The 22,642-nt window shown below is 47.7% G+C and carries 6 protein-coding genes; 3 read left to right on the top strand and 3 right to left on the bottom strand.

Annotated elements, in window-relative coordinates:
- Window positions 1-22 precede the first annotated feature (22 nt).
- The 3 genes from BMZ72_RS16180 to BMZ72_RS16170 form a co-directional block, all read right to left on the bottom strand.
- Window positions 23-1,867, bottom strand: coding sequence for a chloride channel protein (locus BMZ72_RS16180; RefSeq protein WP_089810132.1), 1,845 nt, complete (start codon window positions 1,865-1,867; stop codon window positions 23-25).
- Window positions 1,868-1,885: 18 nt separating this feature from the next.
- A complete protein-coding gene (locus BMZ72_RS16175) occupies window positions 1,886-2,794 on the bottom strand; it encodes a transglutaminase domain-containing protein (RefSeq protein ID WP_089810130.1) in 909 nt (302 codons plus the stop codon).
- A gap of 112 nt (window positions 2,795-2,906) precedes the next feature.
- Window positions 2,907-5,486 carry an NACHT domain-containing protein gene (locus BMZ72_RS16170; RefSeq protein WP_089810128.1) on the bottom strand — a complete coding sequence of 860 codons (2,580 nt, stop codon included), beginning with the start codon at window positions 5,484-5,486 and terminating at the stop codon, window positions 2,907-2,909.
- 733 nt (window positions 5,487-6,219) lie between these two features.
- Between BMZ72_RS16170 and BMZ72_RS16165 the strand changes: the two genes are divergently transcribed.
- From BMZ72_RS16165 to BMZ72_RS16155, 3 genes are all read left to right on the top strand, one after another.
- Complete coding sequence (locus BMZ72_RS16165; RefSeq protein ID WP_089810126.1) at window positions 6,220-19,503, top strand: gliding motility-associated C-terminal domain-containing protein; 13,284 nt, start codon at window positions 6,220-6,222, stop codon at window positions 19,501-19,503.
- Window positions 19,504-19,580: 77 nt separating this feature from the next.
- Window positions 19,581-20,594, top strand: a complete 1,014-nt coding sequence (locus tag BMZ72_RS16160; RefSeq protein WP_089810124.1) for a PorP/SprF family type IX secretion system membrane protein — start codon at window positions 19,581-19,583, stop codon at window positions 20,592-20,594.
- Between the two features lie 17 nt (window positions 20,595-20,611).
- The gene (locus BMZ72_RS16155) at window positions 20,612-22,627 is read left to right on the top strand and encodes an OmpA family protein (protein WP_089810122.1); all 2,016 of its coding nucleotides are present in this window, start codon (window positions 20,612-20,614) and stop codon (window positions 22,625-22,627) included.
- Window positions 22,628-22,642: the final 15 nt, after the last annotated feature.

Here is a 22,642-nt window from a genome sequence, read left to right as displayed (position 1 = left end):
TTGGTTTTTGCGGACTAACTGATCAGGAGTATTCCTGCAATAATAGTCTGTACTGATTAAGTATACCTGATTTTGAGACGAAGCCTACCAGTTTATTATCATCCAATACCGGCAGGTTCCATGTATGTACTTCTTCAAATTTATTAATTACATCGGCAACATTATCCTGTAACTGGACGGTCACCGGTGGTGGCTTCATAAACTGACTGACGGTGGTAATATCATACAGGGATGCATTGAACATGATCGGGCGGATATCATCCAGTGTGATGATGCCATCCAGTCCTCCTGTTGCATTGACAACGCCGATCATATTGCGGTGTCCTTCCTTTATCAGTTCAATGAGATCCCGTAGCTTCTGATCAGCTGCAATTGTCTGGACATCTTTTTCTATCAGCGTCTCCAGTTTTAAGAGAGAAAGGATATTTCTGTCATGTGCTTTGGTAAAGATCTTTCCTTCTTCTGCCAGATGCTTCAATTCGGGTGAGATCGCAGAGAACCATTTGGCCACTACAAAAGATATGGTAGCCACAATCATGAGTGGAATGAACAGGTCATATCCAAAACTGGATTCTGCGATGAGGAAAATAGCTGTCAGCGGTGCATACATCACACCGCTCATTACACCGGCCATGCCTACAAGGACAAGGTTGGCAAAAGGGACATCCTGAAATCCGAAATTAGTGCATAGGAGCGCAAAGAAGTAGCCGAGGAAGCCACCTGCAAACAGGGACGGTGCAAAATTACCACCATTCCCTCCACCCTGAATAGTAAAGCTGGTGGCAAATACTTTCAACAGACAGGTGAAGCCGGTGAATGCCAGTAATATCCAGCTCTTTTCAGGGAAATACCGGAAGAAACTGTTTTGGATGATTTCATCTGAGAAACCTCCGGTGAGTAGTTTCAGACTGGAATAACCTTCTCCAAATAGCGGTGGCATCAGCACGCATAGCAGGGATACGATCAGCCCTCCCAGTATAGCTTTCCGGAGCGCCGGCCAGTTCAGTTTAGCCATAAAATGTTCGACACGCTGCGATATCACAATATAGTAACGGGCGTATAATGCAGATAATAAACCTAACGCAATATAAAATGGAACATTATGATAGTTAAAAGGCTGTCTTGTTTCAAAGTGAAACAACACCTCTTCCTGCAAAATGACTTTTGATAATAAACTGCCGCATATTGCTGCCAGGATGAGCGGAATGAAATCAGAGAATACAACGCCGGTGAGTAATATTTCAAAGGCGAACATTACTCCTGCTATCGGGGCATTGAAAGAGGCTGCTATACCGGCAGTGGCACCGGCTGCGAGTAACAACGTTCTTTCCTTATATCCAAGATTATAGTTTGATGCATAATTACTGCCGATCGCCGCACCGGTTACTGCAATAGGGCTTTCCAGGCCCGCAGAACCACCTAGTCCGACGGTAATGGCGCTTTGCAGGATCTGAGAATACATTTTTACAGATGGGATTTTACTGGAGTTCTGCGCTATTTCATGGAGAATAAGCCCGATCCCTTTTCTGGATTGTCCTTTAAAGACCCACAGCACTAATATGGTTGTCAGCATTATCCCCAGAAATGGGAATAACGCATAGAAGATGACCTGTGTGCTGAAATGCACCCTGTAGGTGATAAAGTAGTGGATATAGTGCACCAATACTTTCAGCACTACACCCGCCATACCGGCGACCAGCCCTACAAGAATACCTGAGAGGATCAGGAACTGGCTTCTGCTTAAAACTTTGTGCAGCCAGTGAATAATAATTTCGTAACTCCTTACTTTCCTTAAGCTGTAACGTTCAAAATCCCGTTTAAACCTGAAAAATGAGTGATAACGTCTGATTGTTTTGATTTGGCTCATGGCAAATTCATTCTAATGTCATAATTCAATCAATGCATAAACCTTGTCGTTCATGTACTTACCACCGGGGTGGCGTGCCGTGTAGTCAAGGTTTATCCAATATTCGCCTTTCATTTCGTGGTAGTGGATTTCTTTTATCGGCGGATTAGGAAATAACGTAACAATAGCCTGTTTGATGATCTCAAACTCCTCTTTGCTGCCGCAATAAAGTTCCGGATAAGCATGTCCCTGTATCAGTACGATACGGCAGCGTGCACCGATGGATTGCAGGCAAGACGCCATCAGAATGGAATGGTCGTCACAATCCCCTCCCAGTCCGTTCTGGATGGTTTCCATGGGTGTTGCAAAGTATTCGTCACGGTGAGTGTCCGGTACATATTTGAAATGGCGGTTCAGATAATGAAACAATGCGAGGTAACGCGAGATTTTTCCATACTTGGGAAAGTATTCATCAAAATCTTCCAGTGAATGTGCCACAGAGAAGTTTCTGACAAGAGAGTCTTTATAATTCACCTTATCCCGGATACCGCGCACGGTTTTATCCCGGTAGGTTTCTACCTTTCTTGGGTAAAGGCTGAGGATATCAAATTGTTTGTTATTCTTGGCGCCCCAGTTTCCCTGTACCATTCCCATATAGTCATTCAACACATTGTTGAACGAATAATTGTCGTTGAAATAGTTGATGCAAAAGATAGTGCATACCAGGAAAAAAGCGGGAATGATCAATGGTCGGAATAACCAGATAAGCAGACGTGCAAAGAGAACTGTGATCAGTACCGCGACGACCATATCCATGTGCCAGCCATTGATGACCAGCGGAGGAATAAAGCGGTTCAGATAGGGAGCTAATGGTATAATAGTAAGCAGGCTCAGTAAATTGAGCAGAAATCGTTGGAATGTAGTGTATTTGCTTTCATCAATAGCCATTATGGTATGCAATAACGCAAAATTATGCCAGAAGACTTCTAAAAATTTGCAAATACGATCGGAAATGATCTTTTTTTCTCTGAATTTTTTCTTTTAATGTATTGGTAGCTAATTAGTTAGTTTTGGCGGCAGTGGTTAGGATCCTGTCGAAGTGCTTAAATGAGGTGCTTTTATTGATTAGCGTTATCTGTTGTTGTGCCTGATTATATTGTTTTTCAAAACGGGCCTGTGGATACATTTTACTGAGCAGTTTATAACCAGCCAGCAATAACAGTTTGAAATCCATTTTCTGTGAAATTTCAATAGCAGTTTCTGCTGTTCGAATAGCCCTGTTCAGTTCATTTTCCTCGTAATACACTTCAGCCATGATCAGTTTCTGTAACACTTCAATATGGCGTCCGTTGGTAAAGTCGAAGGAATAATTACGTATCAGTTTATCGGTATGCTGGCATATTTTGCTGGCCATGGGAAGGTTGTTAAGTCCCAGGTGTGCATATGCCTGCCAGCACAATAATGACAATCTTAACGGATTTGTGCGTTGGAGTGCCAGTGATGGATAACATTCAAATATCCGTTTGGTATAATTGAACATATGGGAGTAATCTGTCAGCATGGCAAAAGCCAGACCACTCATCCGGAATACCATTTCCTGTGCGACCGTAGGTGCATGGCGTGTGCTGCCGGTCAGGTAGCGGGGGTAATTATATATTTTGTCTTTAATACTTTCGTTGATGATGCCGAATTTCATGTATTCGTAGATGAACAGATAGAGGTCATAGGGTGATACCCATATTTCATCATCTATTGTATCGCGGGGGATCAGTTTCTTGATACTGTTCAGTTCCATCTCACAATGCTCTGCATCCAGCTGAAGCATGGACATGGTGAAGAGCATACTACGGATCTTGAGTTTATCTTCTGCTACTTCTGAGAGATCGAGCAGGGCAGTCAGCACCCGTTTTTTGCCAAAGTGCAGGAAGTTATCATTAATGATACGGCTCAGCGGATTCTTGCGGAAGTATCCTTGTGGGAATACGGCGCTGAGCTGCATCTGTTTTTCTCCTTCATGCTGATAGTGGACGGCGAGGTATTCCAGGAGATAAGACTTTTCCATCATGCTTAGCGGCAGATAGAATATTTTGTGAATACCTTCCAGTTGTGCATTATTAATAGCGTACCGTACGATCCATTTGAACACCCCCACCCTGTAGGAAGATGCAGGCAGTTGCTTATTGATCTTTTGCAGCATATTATCATCGATCACGTCATTGGCGTGTTTGATATAATGCATTGCGGCAAAATATTCCAGCAGGAACTGGTGGGCAAACCGCACTTTCACCAGGAACATGACTTCCTGACTCAGATTTTCCTCTACCAGTATATTATCAGCGAGTAATTCCTTATAGGCGGGGAACAGATCGGCGTTTTTGTTGAGCAGCAGATTTTTATCTGTATACTGTCCCGCTTTACCCAGGTCGAGCAACCACAAAAGCTTTTCTATGATCTTGACCTTGAAGGTATTGGTGGGGGAATTGAATACCTTGATCTGTACAAACCTGGAGATCATCTCGAACAGGCTGAGATGTTCATTGACAAACGTTTGTCCGGGGCCGGTATTCAACTGACAGAACAGCTGGAGATAATAAGGATACCGCAGTTTCTGGAGAAATCCCTCACTAAAGGTCCGCACGGTAGCCGGATCGATACGGTGATTATATAATACAGACTTGACTTCCTGTTCCGTCAGGTAGGGTACATTGATACTGGTTTCTTCGTCCATTTCGGGACCGAGGTACCAGTATCTGCGGAAGGCAGGGTATTGTAAGGAGTGTTGGAAAATATCTGACCAGGTACTGCTGCGGATAGACAGGATCACTTTCACCCAGGGGAACAGATCGTTCGAATAGACGAATTCCTCCAGTTTGGTATAAAGTAGTTTGAGTTTATCACCAGCTACTGCGATCTCGTCAAATCCGTCAATAATTAAGATCAGCCTTCCCCTTATTTTATCAAAATGACTGGCGAAGTATTCGCGAAAGTTCTCTCCTGTGCCCAGGTTCAGCTGGTTATCCAGCCAGGTGGCCAGTGAGAATCCTCTCAGGAGGAGGCTACCGGCAGCGTGTGCGTGAATGAACCAGCAGATATCTTTTTTATACTTGGCGTCTTTACTGAACCAGAAGTGTTCTGCCATATGTACGAGGGTAACTGACTTGCCCCAGCCGGAAGGTGCGATCAGCGCGGTGGCGGCATAGTCGCTTTCCAGGAAACGTTCGATATGGGCAAAGCAGGAAGGCCTTGGTACCGTGAGGGCGAAAGGAATACCTGATCTGTTTTTCAGTGTAAGGATCGTATAGTGGGAGATGGTGACGGCCTTATTTTTAAGGTCCAGCCATTTGCTGTCGTTCAGTTCATTACCATCGGTCTGCACATAGTGCTGCGCCTGGAAATCGTCCCAGTCACGGTAATTACAATATTGCGCTAAGGTATTTAGCGTATAACGTGAAAAACTATGCTTGGTCGTTGCAAAACCGAATACCCTTTTCAGAGTGGTCTCGCTGACGGCCTTGGTAGTTTCATCCCTAATGAGATCAGAGAGTCTTTTGCAATCGCTGGGCGTAATCGTGTCAGCGCCGAACTTTCTTGATACTTCATTTTGCAGAGTTATGATAAAGTCATAGGAGAGATCTATCATACGGGGACAAGAAAATGGATTTTGAGTAAATGGATTTCGGTTCTCGAAAGTAAACATACGTATCCATTTTTAGTTCAGATTTATTTGTATAAAAAATGGATAAAATGAACAAAACAGATTAAAATGAACGCAATGTGATATCAACTGATAATTAATTAACTATCTGAAGGTTAATTGTTTCTGGCACGGCTTGTCAAAGTGAAATAGCCTGTTATCAGGGAAGAATGCTTTTTTATTTTGATTAGTACTGCTTATCTATTTAGGGGTCTGTAATAGAAAGGACTACCCCGGTATAAATAATGAGTAGTCATAACAAGGCAATTTTTTGCATGATCTATCGTTTGATAATGAACCTCTTCCCTATCCGATAACTCCCTTATCATAGTAATATTTTCCATTACAAAAAGCTTTTGAATGAAAATGAACGTTCATAAACTAATGAATGAACGAAATGAACAGTATTTTATATACTGAATAAAAAGAACTCCCTTTAAATCGTAGCCCCTACATACTTTCGCTTTGTTGTTTTACATTTTTTTAACAAAAACAACTGTATAAGGACCACCTACGTGTTCATGCATTTATTAAATCAGCCCTGGTAGCTCCCTTATCCTTATCCCCAAGTTTCATAGCCTGCCCCTAAAGAGTATATGACCAGAATCCGTGGTACGAGAAACTGTATTTCAAACCGTGAAAAACATACACGCTTTATAACCCGAACCAATTGATTGCTATGCATTTCAAAGCTACTCCTAAAAGCCCGTTAAGAGCTTTTATTCTTATTTTCTTTTGCCTGGTCTGGCTGGTTGGGTTACCGGTGGGTAAGGCTTCCTATAAGAAGCTCCCCGTAACTAAAGCCGTTGTGAAAGACGGCGCAATCTCCAGGTTGGACAATTACCTATTGCATCACCCCTATGCGCCATTATTACCAAATGCCTGGCGTAATGCCGGCGCTGCCGATGGACCACTATGGAGCTACGCCGGCAGCCAGTCCTTTGTCACCTTCGGCGTTGCCTGTGCATTATGCCGTGTTGACGATGGGGCTAATGCTATTGACGCCAATCCCAATACCGCAGCTACACTTGTTCTGCCGGTGGGCGCTGCCGGAGGGGTTGGACTAAAGCTAAAGTTCAATGGCAGTTATCAGGTGGGTGACCAGGTAGCCTTTGACCTGGAAATACCTGACCAGATCTATTCCCAGCAGTTACTTTCCGCACTTACTGTGACCTCCTTTAATGGGGGCATTTCCAATAATGACGCTACGCCGCTGAATAGTGCCCAGATCCGTCTCGACCTACTGGGTCTTGGTCTTGGTTCTACACCTAAATTCAGGGTAACAGCTCCCATTACACATGCTTTTGATGAAGTACAGATCAGTTTATCAACGCTGGTAAGCACCTTTACTTCTCTTCGTGTATATGAAGCTGCCGCATTTATCCCGGTAACAGTAAGTCCCGCCAATCCGGCGATCAATTCCGGTGGTACTGTTACCTTCTCTCCTTCTATCAGAATTCCTAACGCTACCTATTCATGGTATACCACTCCCGAAGGTGGTACCGCCGTGTTTAATGGCGCAGGCTTTACGACACCTCCACTGAAACGCAGTACGACCTATTATGTGGCTGCCACCAATCCACTGGATGGGCTGGTAAGTCCGGTACGTACGCCTGTTACTGTACGCGTGAGCGGTGGTGCAGGTCCTATCTGGACATATGCTGACCAGCAGGTAAGCCCAGTAACTGGTGGCGTTGCCTGTGCGCTCTGTTATGTAGATAATCCTGCCGCCGCTGTCGATGCAGATACGACTACGGCTTCCATGCTGCAACTGCCGGTAGGTGCACTGACTGCTGTCGGACAACTCTTAAAATTCCCTGGTGACTATAAAGCCGGTGATGTGATTGTATTGGATGTAGATATCCCGGGTCAGATTGTTTCGCTCGGTGCATTATCTGCTATTCAGATACAGACATTTAATAATGATGTTGCCAATAATGACATGATCAATCTGGGCGCCACTACTGTTGGTGTGAATATACTGGGTCTCGGACTCGGTACTTCGCCTAAAGTGCGCCTGACAATCCCTGTCACCAAAGATTTTGATGCCGCTCAGGTAAGTCTGACCACCGCATTCAGTGCGTTTGGTTCTTTACGTATTTATGAGGCGGCAGCTACCATACCTGTAAAAGTAAGCCCTGCGGCTCCACTGATTACGGCGGGTAGCAGCGTAACCCTCTCTGCGACTACCGATGGCCGTATTGCAGGTCCTATATACAGATGGTACACTACGCCTACGGGCGGTACTCCTGTTGCAACTGGCAACAGTTTCCCTACTCCCCTGCTAAACCGTACCACTACCTACTATGCGGAAGCATTTAGCGCTGCAGATAATCTGAGCAGCTATGTGCGTACGCCTGTAACAGTAAAAGTAGCAGGTGGTCCTGGTACGATCTGGAGCTATGGTCAGGAAGAGGATGGCCCTTTCACCAGCGGTGTAGCCTGTGCGGCCTGTGCGATCAGCACACCGGAAGCTGCTGCTGATGGTGATACCGCCACAGCATCTACCCTTACAGTTCCTTTAGGACTGGCAGCTTATGTAGGTCAGCTGGTTAAATTACCGGGCGTATACCAGGCGCTCGATAGTATTGTCCTGTTCCTGGAAGCACCTACTGAGAACCTGGCGGCTGTTGTGCTGCCCAAAGTAAGAGTTACTACCTTCAATAATAGCATCGCAGGTCCGGCGGTCTCCAACAATGACGCCGTGACACTGGATGCACCTACTGTAAAAGTCCAGTTGCTGGGCGCTGGTCTGAATAATGCCCGCAAATTCCGTGTTACGATCCCGGCCACCAAAACCTTTGATGGGGTACAGGTGGATTTCGGCGGACTGGTTGGCGTATCCGGCTCACTGAAATTATATGAAGTGGCCGCAATGATCCCGGTATCGGTATTGCCTAACCCGGCAAAAACACCTTATAATACTGGTGTTACATTAACGCCTTCTATCCGGATCACCAATCCTACGTATAACTGGTATACCACCCCTACCGGTGGATCACCTGTATTCACCGGTTCCGGCGCTTTCACAACGCCTGCACTGATCCGTAACACAACATATTATGTTGAAGCGGAAGACCCTGCGGGTACAGCCAGTCTCGTAAGAACAGCTGTACCGGTAACAATTGGTGGTGGTACTGGTCCGCTGTGGACATATGGTACTGGTCAGACAGGTCCTATCACCGGTGGTGTAGCCTGCGCACTTTGTAGTATTACAGATCCTGCATTTGCTGCTGATGGAGATTCCACAACAGCGTCCAGACTGTCATTGCCACTGGGCATAGCTTCTACTGTAGGACAGAAAATCAATTTCCCTGGTATCTATCACAGTGGTGATAGCATCATTCTGATACTTGGCAGCAAACCAGGTTTCCTGGCGGATGCTTCCCTGCTGGGTAGTATTCGTATAACCACTTCCCTGAACAATGTCAGCAATAATGATCCGCAGACATTGAACAACCCCCTCCTAAAGGTAAATCTCCTGCAAACAACGGCAGGTATCGATAAATTCCGTGTAGCGATACCGGTATCTAAGACGTTCGACGCAGCACAGGTAGATATCAGCAGTCTGCTGGCGGTTGAAAACAGCCTGTATATTTATGAGGTGATTGCAATGACGCCTGTAACAGTAACACCTAGTCCTGCTACGATCACTGCAGGGCAGACTGCTACGCTGAATGCATCTCTCCCCAGCATCCCTGGTGTGATCTTCAACTGGTATGAAACCAAAGAAGGAGGTTCTCCTGTTCATACCGGCAATAGTCTGACAACTCCTCCCCTGTTCCTGGATAAGACCTATTATGTAGAAGCCGTGTCTCCTACTGATGGTCTGATCAGTATTACAAGAACTGCTGTGGAAGTAGACGTGAATGGCGCTACCGGCAACGGTCCACTGAGCTGTAGTGGTGCAACGACCCAGAGCAGTGGCACAGGTGGTCTGGCCTGTCTGCTGTGTGGTACGCAAAATCCTACGCTGGCAGTAGATAATAATACAGGTACCGCATCTACTATCCGTCTGGGAGTTGGTGCATTAGGATATGCCTACCAGGATGTCGTATTCCCTTTCAAAGGGAAAGCCGGCGACTCTGTACGTATCGGTTTGGGTACCACAACTGGTCTGCTGGATCTTGGCGTGATTAGTGGTATCGGTGTCGGTCTGGGCAATGGTGCAAGACCAACGGATGCAGAAATGGCTGGTCTTTCCAGTCCGCTGCTGACGATCCGTTTACTCAACGGCGTACAGCAAAATGCCTATACTTTCGTAGCTAACAAAGACTTTGACAGAATTGAAATAAGGGTGAATGCAGTAGTGGGCGCACTGACTTCACTAAACCTCTATTATGCCCAGGTAGTAACGCCGATCGTACAACCTGCTGTGGCTACAGCCTACGTATGTACGGGTAGTCCGGCTACCTTGAGCATTATCGCTCCAACTGGTTATACCTACCGCTGGTATACAGCTTATACAGGCGGTTCTCCGGTTGGTTATGGTGCTACATTTGTGACGCCTGTTATTACCAAAGACACAACTTACTTTGTAGAAGCCGCCGGCGCTGACAGTTGCGGCAGCGAAAGACGTACCCCTGTTCAGATCAAAACTGGTCTCCCAGGTGTGACAGTTACACCGTCTTCTGCTTCTGTAGAAGAAGGTACTACACCAACCTTCAATATTGTTTCTCCAAATCCTGGTTATCAGTATAACTGGTATAGTACACCAACAGGTGGTACACCGGTATTTGTAGGTAATCAGTTTACTGTTCCGCCGGTTACAGGTAATGTGACCTACTATGCAGAGGCGGTTTCACAGAGTAATGCGAACTGTCGCAGTTTACGTACGCCGGTATCTATTACCCTCAATGGTGATGGTGGACCGGCTAATCCTGGTGATATTGATTGTGGTGGCGCTACCAGCCAGCAGAGTATCACAAGTGGTATCTGTGTGGGTTGTTATGTAGAGAAGCAGGATTCTGCGGTAGATAACAGTTCTAAGACAGCTTCGATTATTCACACCATTCTGGGTGTAGGGGCCAATATCCAGCAGTCCCTGATCTTCCCGGGGCCGGGTGTGAAAGGTGACAGCATCCGTATCAAACTTGGTTTCACTACCGGACTGGCTGACCTGAGCGCATTAGCCGGTATCCAGATCTCCTCTTCGAATGGAGGTACATTAAATGCTGACCAGGTGACCCTGAATTCGGGTACGCTGAATCTGCAACTGTTGAACGGTAACAGAGACCTGATCTACTCCTTTGCACCAGGAGCGGCTTTTGACAGGGTAAATATTAAACTCAACGGACTGGCCACCGCATTGACTGCGCTGAAGGTATATTCTGCACAGATCTACGCAGGTACGCCGACTGTTGAGAAAGACACCGTTTATATCTGTCAGGGCACTACCGGTACGCTGCGTGCTACTGGTCCTGGTACTACTTTCCGTTGGTATAATCAGCCTGCGGGCGGCACAGTGCTGGGCACTGGCGCAACCTTCCAGGTAAGCGATATGACCAACGCGATCTATTATGTTGAGTCAATTTCTTCTGCAGGATGTGTAAATCCTGTCAGAAAGCCTGTATATGTGATTGTTGGTCTGCCGCAGCCACTGGTTTCGCCAACGGTGAGAACCATCAATGCTGGTCAGACAGCTACCTTCACTGTTACCAGCCCGAATCCGGCTTATCAGTATAACTGGTATGACGCGCCTGCTGGTGGCAATGTGGTGCGAAGCAATTCATCCACCTTTACCACTCCGGCGCTTTCAGCGGCTGCGGTATATTATGTAGAGGTGAGAGATCCTTCTAACAACTGTACCAGCTCTGCCCGTACAAGAGTACAGGTAGATATCAATCTGCCAACCGAGCCGACGCCATGTAGCTATGCGAAACAACAGGTGAGCCCTGTGATCTCCGGTGTATGTCTGCTATGTTCTGTAGCTGATCCTGCGCTGGCTGTGGATGAGAATTCCAACTCAGCATCTACGATCACCGCTACTGTCAGTGCATTAGGTTATGTTGGTCAGCTGTTACAGTTTGACAACACTTATCCTGCTGGTGACAGTGTCACACTGGATCTGGAAATTCCGGGTCAGCTGGCAGACGTTACATTGCTAGGTGGCATCAGACTGGAAACTTATAATGGCAGCACGCCAAACGCAGATGCTGTTTTCCTGAATAATCCTACTGTACATCTTACCCTGCTGAATACTGGTAACAAGTTTCGTGTAACATTGCCGGTATCCAAAGCTTTCAACGGCGTTATGGTCAGCATCAATGGTGTACTGGCAGCGCTGACAAGTGTGAAAGTATACTTCGCAGCAGTGGTGACGCCTCGTCCGGTAGTGAGTGTTGCAAGTGTAGATGTTTGTAGTGGTAGTACAGCAACGCTGAATGCGACTACTGCGAATGGTGCTAACCTTGCCTGGTATACGACCGCTGTTGGCGGAACGGCCGTACAGACCGGACCTACCTATACAACCGGTGTATTGACCGCATCTGCTACCTATTATGTAGAAGCAGGCCGCTTTGGTTGTGCTAATCCTACCAGGGTACCGGTAAGAGTAAATGTAGGCGCTACGCCTGCTGCTCCGACAGCTGCCGGCAGATCTGTTTGTACAGGTAGTCCTGCATCCCTGCTGGCAACAGCTCCTGCGGGTGCAAGCTTCCGTTGGTACACAGCACCAACCGGTGGTACATTACTGTCATCTACTGCAAATTATACGACCAATGCATTAACGGCTGATACTGCGTTCTATGTAGAAGCTGACAACAATGGTTGTAAGAGCGTTACAAGGACCAGGGTACCGGTTACTGTGAGCCCTGCTCCGGTTAACCTCACCGTTACGCCACTGAGTACAACAGTAAGCGTCGGTCAGGGTGCTATTTTCACGGCATTCGCGACTGGCACAAATGTGATCTATAAATGGTACAACGCTGCCGGTGATTCTATCTATACCGGCGCTGTATTCAATACAGGTCCGCTGACAGCCACCACTACCTTCTCTGTTGCGGCAGTGAATGCAAGTGGTTGTATCAGTGGACCAAGAGTATCTGTAACTGCTACGGTTGTACCAGGTGGTAATGATATTCCTTGTGATGCTGCTACCAGTGAGCAACATACTTCCAATGGCGTATGCGTAGGCTGCTTTGTTGAAAATCCTGCCCTGGCAGTTGATAACAGCACCGCAACTAAATCTACGCTTCACGTGGTACTGGGACTGCTGAACGGTTATGTACAGCAATCACTGGTATTCCCACAGATCAGCGAACTGAATGACAGCACCCTGATTGGTTTGTCTTTCGATGGTTCCCTGGCTGACATTGGCCTGCTTTCTACAGTTGAAATAGGCTCTTATAATGGAGCGACTTCCAATAATGACTTTGTGGCGCTGAATAGTCCGCTGGTGAAAGTTGCCCTGTTGGGTGGCAGTCAGCAGGCACTGGTAGGCTTCAAACCGAAAGCGCTGTTTGACAGGATCGTGATACGTCTGAATTCAGGCGTAGCGACAGCCCTGAGCGCTGTAAGTGTGAACTTCGCAAGCCGCGTGGTTGGTCTGCCTGTGGTACAGGGAGATACGATCTGCGCAGGCAATCGTGCAAACCTGACAGCAAGGGGTCCGGCGAATGTATCCTTCCGCTGGTATACTACCGCTACAGGAGGTACTTCGATCTTTACCGGTACTGCTTATCAGACACCTGCCCTGACAGCAAACACCACTTATTATGTGGAGGCAGTGAAGACAAGTCTGAATTGTCCTAATCTGCAACGTGTGCCGGTAACAGCTATCGTAGATCCTGTTCCTGATGCACCGGTACTGGATACGACAGCACTGACCATCTGCAGTGGCAGCACTGCTGTCTTCAATGTGAAACCTGTGGCAGGTATTACCTATCGCTGGTATACTGCGCTGACAGGAGGTACTGCCTTCTTCACAGGTACATCTTATACTACACCGGCGCTGACAGCGACGACTGTATACTATATCGAGGCATCAAATGCTACCGGTTGTGCGAATACAACCCGCACAAGGGTAACTGCCAATGTGATCGATCAGCCGGCTGTTCCGGTGGTAACGCCAACCAGTGCTACTATTTGTGCGAATAACAGCACACAGCTGGTGGCTACATCTGCAACACCAGGTGTCATCTTCCGCTGGTACGCAACAGCAACAGGCGGTACGCCGGTATTTGAAGGCGCATCCTTCCAGACGCCGGTACTGACAGTCACTACTACTTATTATGTAGAGGCAGTAACAGGCGCTTGCTCAAGTGCATCCAGAACGGCTACTACCGTTACTGTAAATACGGTGCCTGCCGCTCCGACCGTAACAACTGTACCAGCGAATGGTCAGGTGGTATCTGGTCAGACAGCAGCCCTGACAGCCAGTTCCACAACACCAGGTGTAAACTACGCATGGTATACGGTGGCCACAGGTGGTAGTCCGGTTGCAACAGGTCCGACATTCACTACGCCGGCACTGACCAGCAACATCACTTATTATGTAGAAGCGGTGGCTGGCGCAGGCAGCTGTCCGAGCCAGCGTACAGCAGTGCCGCTGACCGTGACTGTTGCGCCAAATACTGCGTGTGATTTCGCAAATGCGCAGACAAACAGCACAACAGCTGTATGTGTACTCTGCTCTGTACAGGATGCAGCGAATACAACAGATGCTGATATCAATAACTTCTCGATACTTTCTGTACCATTGGCTGCCGGCAGCGGTAGCGTACAGCAAAGCCTCATCTTCCCGGATGCAGCAGCTGCCGGCGATAGCGTACGCATCGTCCTGGAACTGCCTGCTCAGGTAGTGGATGCCGGTCTGCTGAGTTCTCTGGAAGTATCCAGCTTCAATGGTGCTAATCCAAACAATGATGCTGTATTCCTGAACAACAGCAGCGTAAGTGTACGTCTGCTGACAGGTTCCAGCAAATTCACCGTAGCATTTGCACCAGGTGGTACTTACGACCGTGTTCAGGTACGCCTGAGAGCAGGTATTATTGCCGCACTGGTGAAAGCGAATGTTTACTATGCTACAAGACAGGTATCTGCTCCTGCTGTTGCTGTTCGTAACGTTACGATCTGTAGCGGTAATACAGCAACGCTGACAGCAACTGGTAGTGCTGTTTCATCACTGGAATGGTATACACAACCGGTAGGTGGTACGAAAGTAGGTGATGGCGGAAGCTTCACTACACCACAGCTGACCGCTACGACTACCTATTATGTACAGAGCGTACGTACCAGCAATAATTGCGCGAATCCGAACAGGGTATCTGTTACTGTAAGTGTGGTGCCTGGTCTGGTAACGCCGACTGTCACCAACGCAACTATCTGCGCTGGTCAGCAGGCAACCCTGACAGCAACTGTAACAGGTCAGAATATCCAGACCCGCTGGTACAGTGCACCAACAGGTGGTACACTCCTCTTTACAGGTACAACATATGTGACTAACGCACTGAATACAGATACTGCATTCTATGTAGAAACAGGTAATGGTTCCTGCATACTCTCTTCAAGAGTAAGAGCAACCGTAAGTGTAGGTGCAGCTGCTCCAACACCGGTACTGGAAGCACAGAATGTGGATATATGTTCTGGTGGTACTGCTACCTTCAGAGTGGTATCTCCTGCAGCAGGTGTGACCTACAGATGGTACACAGCGCTGACGGGCGGTACACCGGTATCAACAGGTGCGACCTTTACTACAGGTGCGCTGACAGCGACTACAGTTTACTATGTAGAAGCGATCAATAATGCATCACAGTGTGGAGCATCCGGTGCGAGAGTCGCAGCAACAGCAAGTGTTGCCCTGAATCCGGGTACACCTGCACTGCAGACGGCAAGTGTACAGGTTTGTGCCGGTCAGGATGCAACCCTTGCCATTCTGAATCCACAGGCAACCCTGACCTATCAGTGGTATGACGCCGCTACAGGTGGTACACTGGTAGCTACCGGTCCGACCTTTGTGGTAAGAGCTGCAAGCGCCAGTGCAGATTACTATGTACAGGCGGTAAACAGCAATGGCTGTATCAGTACAGGCGCCCGTGCAAAAGCAAGCGTGGTGGTAACACCTGCTCCAGGTACGCCAACAGTGGCCAGCACTGCGGTTAATATCTGCCGTGGCGCAACAGCGGCACTGGCTGTACAAAGTCCGAATAACAGCTTTACCTATCGCTGGTATACTACCGCTACCGGTGGTACCGCAGTAGGCACAGGCCCAACATTTACAACGCCTGTTATCAATACAGATACTGATTACTATGTGGAAGCTACCAGTGGCAACTGTAGCAGCGCGGTAAGAGCAAGAGTGAGTGTGGTGGTAAGTGATCCTGCGCCGACTCCGACCCTGGAATCTGCAAATGTTTCAGTATGTACAGGTGCGGCTGCCACCCTGCGTGTAACTTCCCAGACAACAGGTATTACCTATAACTGGTATACTACGGCTACAGGCGGCACACCGGTATTCTCCGGCCCTGAATTTACGACTGCGCAGCTGACAACTACTACCGTATACTATGTAGAGGCAGTGAATACAGCTTCCGGTTGTGGTGCTTCAGGTGCAAGAGTGGCGGCTACAGTGACGGTAGTTCCAAGACCTGGTACGCCTGCTGTTGTAAGCAACAATATAGATGTATGTTCAGGTCAGAATACCATCATATTCATACAGGATCAGCAGAATGACCTGGCCTATCAGTTCTATGACGCTCCAACCGGCGGTACGCTGGTATCTACCGGACCAGTATTCGTAGTAAATGCGGTAACCAGCAATATCACCTACTATGTGCAGGCCGTAAATGCAAATGGTTGTGCGAATGCAGGTCCGCGGGTTGCTGTATCGCTCAATGTTATACCAGTTCCTGCTACGCCGGTAACGGCTTCCAATGTGACCGCATGTCCGGGTACAACCATTGATCTGGCGGTACAGAATCCAAATGCAGCACTGACCTATAACTGGTATACAACGCCTACTGGTGGTACGATCGCAGGTACCGGCAGCACTTTCACTACACCAGTGATCAATGCTCCTGCTACTTATTATGTAGAAGCAACCAATGGTAACTGTACAAGTGCAACAAGAGCAGCTGTGAACATAACATTGTCCAGCGCTCCGCCTGTTCCGGCCCTTGAATCCAATAATGTAAATATCTGTACAGGTGCTACCGCAACACTGCGTGTGACATCCAGTACAACAGGTGTGACTTATAACTGGTATACTGCAGCAACAGGTGGTACGCCTGTATTCAGTGGCCCTGAATTCGTAACACCAAACCTGACTGCAAGTACTACCTATTACGTACAGGCGGTTAGCACCAATAGCCAGTGTGCAGGTACAAGCGCAAGAGTTGCGGTGACTGTAACTGTTAATCAGATCCCTGTTAAACCGGTACTGACAGCTGCAACCGTAAGTATCTGCGCCGGTCAGGATGTGACGCTGTCAGTACAGAGTCCGCAGACAGGTGTCGACTACCAGTGGTTCAATGCCGGCGGTACGCTTGTGTTTACCGGCAACTCTTTCACTGTAACAGGTGTAACAACCAATGTGATCTACTATGTACAGGCGGTGAATGCAGGTGGTTGTGTGAATGCAGGCGGTCGTGCAACAGCGACGATCACTGTTACACCAGCTCCGGTTACACCAGTAACAGCATCTGCTGTAAATACATGTCCAGGTACAACGGTTGATCTGAGTGTTCAGAATCCGGATGCAGCACTGACCTATAACTGGTATACAGCTGCTACGGGTGGTACACTTGCCGGCACCGGCAGCACTTTCACTACACCTGTGATCAACGCACCGGTGACCTACTATGTGGAAGCAACCAATGGTAATTGTAGCAGTGCGACAAGAGCGGCTGTAAGCGTAACAGTATCCAGCGTTCCGCCTGTTCCAACCCTTGAATCAAATAATGTAAACACCTGTACAGGTGGTACCGCAAGACTGCGTGTCACCTCTTCTACAACAGGTGTAACCTATAACTGGTACACAACCGCAACAGGTGGTACTGCAATATTCAGTGGTCCTGAATTTGTAACGCCAAACCTGAATGCAAGCACGACCTACTATGTAGAAGCTGTAAGCACTAACAACCAGTGCGCTGGTTCAAGTACAAGAGCAGCAGTTACAGTGACTGTAGGTCAGTCTCCTGATGTACCGGTACTGACTGCCGCCAGCGTAAGAGTATGTGCTGGTCAGGATGTAACGCTCTCTGTTCAGAGTCCGCAGGCAGGTATCGACTACCAGTGGTTCGACGCAGCGAACGGTGGTACGCTTGTCTTCACAGGCACTACGTTCACCGTGACAGCGGTAACCGCAAATGTCAGCTACTATGTACAGGCTGCTTCAGGTACTACCTGTGTAAGTACAGGCCGCGCAACTGCAGGCATTGTAGTAGATGCTGCCGCACCAACACCAGATGTAGCTTCTGCGAATGTGGTGACCTGTGTAGGTGGTACTGCTACCCTCAATGTACTCAACCCTGATGCAGCACTGACCTATCGCTGGTACGATGCTCCGGCTAATGGTACCCTGCTGGCTACCGGTCCTGAGTACACCACTGCTGCGCTGAACGGCAATACGACCTTCTATGTGGAAGCACTGAATGGTTCCGGTTGCAGCAGCCAGGCAAGAAAAGGCGTGACTGTCACCATCGTGAATACGATCGATGCACCGCTGGCAGATGGCGCTACTATCTGTGCCGGTACTTCTGCCCTGCTTTCTGTGAAGAATCCGCAGGCTGGTATCAGCTACAAATGGTACGAAGCAGCGATAGGTGGTACTGCTGGCTTCACTGGAGCCGAGTTTACCACTCCGCAGCTGAATACAAACATGACTTACTATGTGGAGGCATCTTCCGGTGGTTGTGTAAGCCAGAGCCGCACGATTGTACAGGTGACAGTGAATACTACACCTACCGCTCCTGTAGTGGCCAGTGCAAGTGTAACAGCCTGTCAGGGTCAGCCAGCTACGCTGAGCATACAGAATCCGAATGCAGCCCTCACCTATCGCTGGTATACCACTCCGACAGGTGGTACAGCGGCTGGCACAGGCAGCACATTTATCACGCCTCCAATTAATGCAAACGTCACATATTATGTAGAAGCACTGAATGGTTCCGGTTGTGCAAGCGCTGCACGTACCACAGTCAATGTGAATGTAGGTGCACCGGCAAACAATGCGACAGTAACCGGTAATGAGGCCGCTATCTGTCCGGGTGCTACTGCAACGCTTACCGCGTCTTCAACAACACCAAATGCAGGCTTCCGCTGGTATACAACAGCGACAGGTGGTACAGCAGTCGCTACAACGGCAGCATTTACCACACCTGCTCTCAACCAGAACACGACCTACTATGTGGAAGTAGTAAGCGCAGGTGGTTGTACCAGCAGCAGCAGAATAGCGGTACAGGTGAATATCCTGGAAGCACTGGATGCACCGGTAGTGACCGTCAGCGAAACAACACCGACACAGGTAACCTTCCAGTGGGCTGCTGTTCCTGGTGCGGTATCTTATGAGGTAACACTTGATAACGGCACTACTTATATCGTTCCAAGCTCTGGTGCTGCCGGTCTGACACATGTTGTATCAGGTCTGACGCCTACTCAGTCAGTAACGATACGTGTAAGAGCACTGGGTGATGCTGATTGTGAAACCAGCGCACTCTCTGCAGCGGTGACCGGTACAGCTGAAAACCCACAGGGCAACAAGATCTTCGTTCCGAACCTCTTCACGCCAAACGGTGATGGCTTCAACGACATCCATTATGTATACGGCAACACAATTGCCAACGTGGTGGTGAGATACTACAACCAGTTTGGTCAGCAGATCTTCGAAACAAAAGATCAGCGTACCGGATGGGATGGTACAATGGGCGGCCGCCAGCAACCGGTGGGTGTATATATCTGGGTGCTCCGCGCTACTCTCCAGGATGGTTCAGTTGTTAACATGAAGGGAACCGTCACAATCGTACGCTAAACGGGTTAGAAAATACATAAGGCCGGGGTAGTCCCCTATCCCGGCCATTCCTTAAAAAACGTCAAAAAAGTCTTCCTATGAAGAATAAGAATATACTCTTTGTTGTCGGAACCGTGCTGATCGCATTGATGCCAGGCTGGGTAAAGGCACAGGTGGATCCTCACTTCTCCCAGTATTATGCTTATCCCATGTGGCTGAACCCTGCGCTGACAGGTGTTGTTGATGGAGATTATCGTGTCAGTGCTAATTATCGTAATCAATGGGTAAATATCGGTAAGCCTTTTTCTACGGTGGGGGTATCGTTTGATGCCGCGGCTGCCAATAACATTGGTGTAGGTCTGAATATCACAAACATGTCTGCCGGTGATGCCGGATATAACTATCTCAACGCAATGGCCAGTTTTTCCTACCAGGGCGTACGTTTTGGGGAAACCGGTACCAGTCAGCTGGTCTTCGGTATCCAGGCAGGTATGATCAATCGTAAAATAGATCCCGCGAAATGGCAACTTGGTAGTCAGTATGACCCTGTGATGGGATTTGACCCCTCTAAACCGAGTGGGGAGAATATCAGTACTACGTCTTCCAATTCATTTGACGCGGCTGCTGGTGTGATGTTCTTCGATGGTAACCCGAATCACCAGTTCAATCCATTTGCAGGTTTCTCTGCCGGACACCTTACACAACCACAGGATCCATTTGTGTCTGCAGGCTCTAATAAACGTTTACCGGTAAGGTATATCGGACATGGTGGTACACGTATAAAGCTGAATGAGATATTCAGCCTTACACCACACGGTTTATACATGCGTCAGGGAAATGCGCATGAAGCAGTGGTGGGTTTATATGGTCAGGCGTACCTGAATGAAGAGTTTGATTTCCTGCTGGGCGCTAACTATCGTATCAATGACTCCGCGATTCCTTTTGCAGGTTTCCATTTCAAAAATTTTGTGCTGGGTCTCAGTTATGATGTGAACGCATCTAATCTCAGAAGACTAGTGAATGGTAGTAACAGCTTTGAACTATCCTTATCCTTCATAAGCAGGAAGAAGAAAGTTTATTCTGAAGAGAATTTCTTTTGCCCGCGGTTGTAAAAACAAAAAATACACGGATGAAAAAAAATGTACGCTACTGGCTGGTTATCGCGCTATTATGGACTGTTAGCACTGCAAGAGCGCAGTATGTATACGATTATAAGCGGACCGGTGATATTTATTTCGAAGCAAAGGATTACTATTCCGCAGCTCAATATTACAACAGGGCACTGGGGACCTTTAAGATAAAACCCGAACAGATATTGCCTTATACCGTAGAATTACGTGGCAAGGAATCTGGTAAGCTGAAGGATTACGAAACGGTCATCTACAAGCTGGCTGAATCATACAGGCACTATTACGACTATGGCAATGCTGAAAAATATTATGAGCAGGCTGTAGGTTTTAATAATACTACGCTGTTCCCGCTCGCACGTTTCTGGTATGGCGTGTGTCTGCGTGCAAATGGCAAGTATACTAACGCGCTGGAACAGTTTACGAAGTTTAAACAGGAATATAACAAAACGGATGATATCAGTGCAAGAGCAACACTGGAAATAGCCAGTTGTGAGTTTGCGGTATCAGAAGCCAGCAGAATGCCTGGTTATACTATCAGCAAATTATCCGGTGATGTAAATGCGGGTGGTGCGAACTACGCTCCTGCTGTACTCGCTAAGAATACGCTGCTGTATACCTCTTCCCGTCCTGATAGCAGTGACCTGGAAAAGGAGAAGAAATCGAAGAAGGTAAACCCGTATATCAATAATCTGTTTGTTGCGACAGGTGAAGGCAGTAACTTTAGTAACAGCCGTGCGGTCACCATTCCGGAAGCCACTGGCATCGATCAGGGTGTGGCGACTGTCAGCCCCGACGGAAATACTATTTACCTGACCCGCTGGACGACAAAAAATGGCATTAAAGCTGCTGCTATCTACAGTAGTAAACGCAAGGGGAATGAATGGGAAGAGCCGAAGGTATTAGGCGCGAATGTGAATGTGGACGGATATAGTTCTATGCAGCCTTTCGTTACCAGTGACGGGAAATATTTACTGTTTGCATCCAACAGACCAGGCGGCATGGGTAAAAATGACCTCTGGTATTGTGCACTGGAGAACGGTACTGCTGGTGCTGCAAAGAATTTTGGCACCAACATCAATACCCGTGATGAGGAACAGGCCCCTTTTTACGATGGAGAAAGGAAAGCGCTTATATTCAGTACAGATGGCAGAGTAGGATTAGGCGGACTGGATTTCTTTGTGAGTGATGGCGATTTCAGCAGCTGGGGATCACCTAAGAACCTGGGCTTGCCGCTTAATTCACCAAAGGATGACGTTTACTTTACAGCCGCTGACAGAGACCATCCGATGGCGGGAGGTTATATCAGTTCTGACAGGGAATCCGTTTGTTGTCTGGAAGTATTTACTATTAAAAAAATCTCTAAAACGATCAATGGTTTAGTGTTGGATTGCGATGGTGACCTGCCATTGACAGGTGCGAAAGTAACATTGCTGGATACGATCGTACAGCGTGTGATCGGTCAGGTAACACTGGATGAGACAGGCCGCTACCGTTTTGAAGTAGAGCCGCTCAAACATTATAAGATCATGGCAGAGAAAGAGAATTATTTCTCAAAAGCGATCTATGTAAATACGGACGATCTGACAAAAGTTGACTCATTAGTGAACCAAACTATATGTCTGAAACGTTATGAAATAGGTAAGCCTATTATCCTGAAAGATATCTACTATGATTTCGACAAAGCAACGCTTCGTCCGCAGTCACTGATCGTACTGGACACGGTAGTATCTATCATGCAGGATAACCCGAATATCATCATCGAGATGAGTGCGCATACGGATAGTAAGGGTAAGGATGAATACAACATGAAACTGTCTCAGAGGAGAGCACAGTCCTGTGTGGATTACCTTATCAGCAAAGGCATCTCGAGCGATCGTATGATCGCGAAAGGTTACGGGGAAACAAGGCCGATCGCGCCAAATACCCTGCCTAATGGCAAGGATAATCCGGAAGGCAGACAACTGAACAGAAGAACAGAATTTAAAGTGTTACGTGTAACGCAGTTAAATCAATAGCGGTCACGCTAACCT

It is taken from the genome of Chitinophaga sp. YR627, assembly GCF_900114995.1.
In the GTDB taxonomy this organism is placed as follows: domain Bacteria; phylum Bacteroidota; class Bacteroidia; order Chitinophagales; family Chitinophagaceae; genus Chitinophaga.
The sequence above is the reverse complement of the archived record's forward strand: the minus strand, read 5'-3'. Positions and strand labels throughout refer to the sequence as shown.

Bases quoted from the DNA above. Each gene is read 5' to 3' on its own strand.
- BMZ72_RS16180 (WP_089810132.1), bottom strand. From the start codon at position 1,867: ATGAGCCAAATCAAAACAATCAGACGTTATCACTCATTTTTCAGGTTT.
- BMZ72_RS16175 (WP_089810130.1), bottom strand. From the start codon at position 2,794: ATGGCTATTGATGAAAGCAAATACACTACATTCCAACGATTTCTGCTC.
- BMZ72_RS16170 (WP_089810128.1), bottom strand. From the start codon at position 5,486: ATGATAGATCTCTCCTATGACTTTATCATAACTCTGCAAAATGAAGTA.
- BMZ72_RS16165 (WP_089810126.1), top strand. From the start codon at position 6,220: ATGCATTTCAAAGCTACTCCTAAAAGCCCGTTAAGAGCTTTTATTCTT.
- BMZ72_RS16160 (WP_089810124.1), top strand. From the start codon at position 19,581: ATGAAGAATAAGAATATACTCTTTGTTGTCGGAACCGTGCTGATCGCA.
- BMZ72_RS16155 (WP_089810122.1), top strand. From the start codon at position 20,612: ATGAAAAAAAATGTACGCTACTGGCTGGTTATCGCGCTATTATGGACT.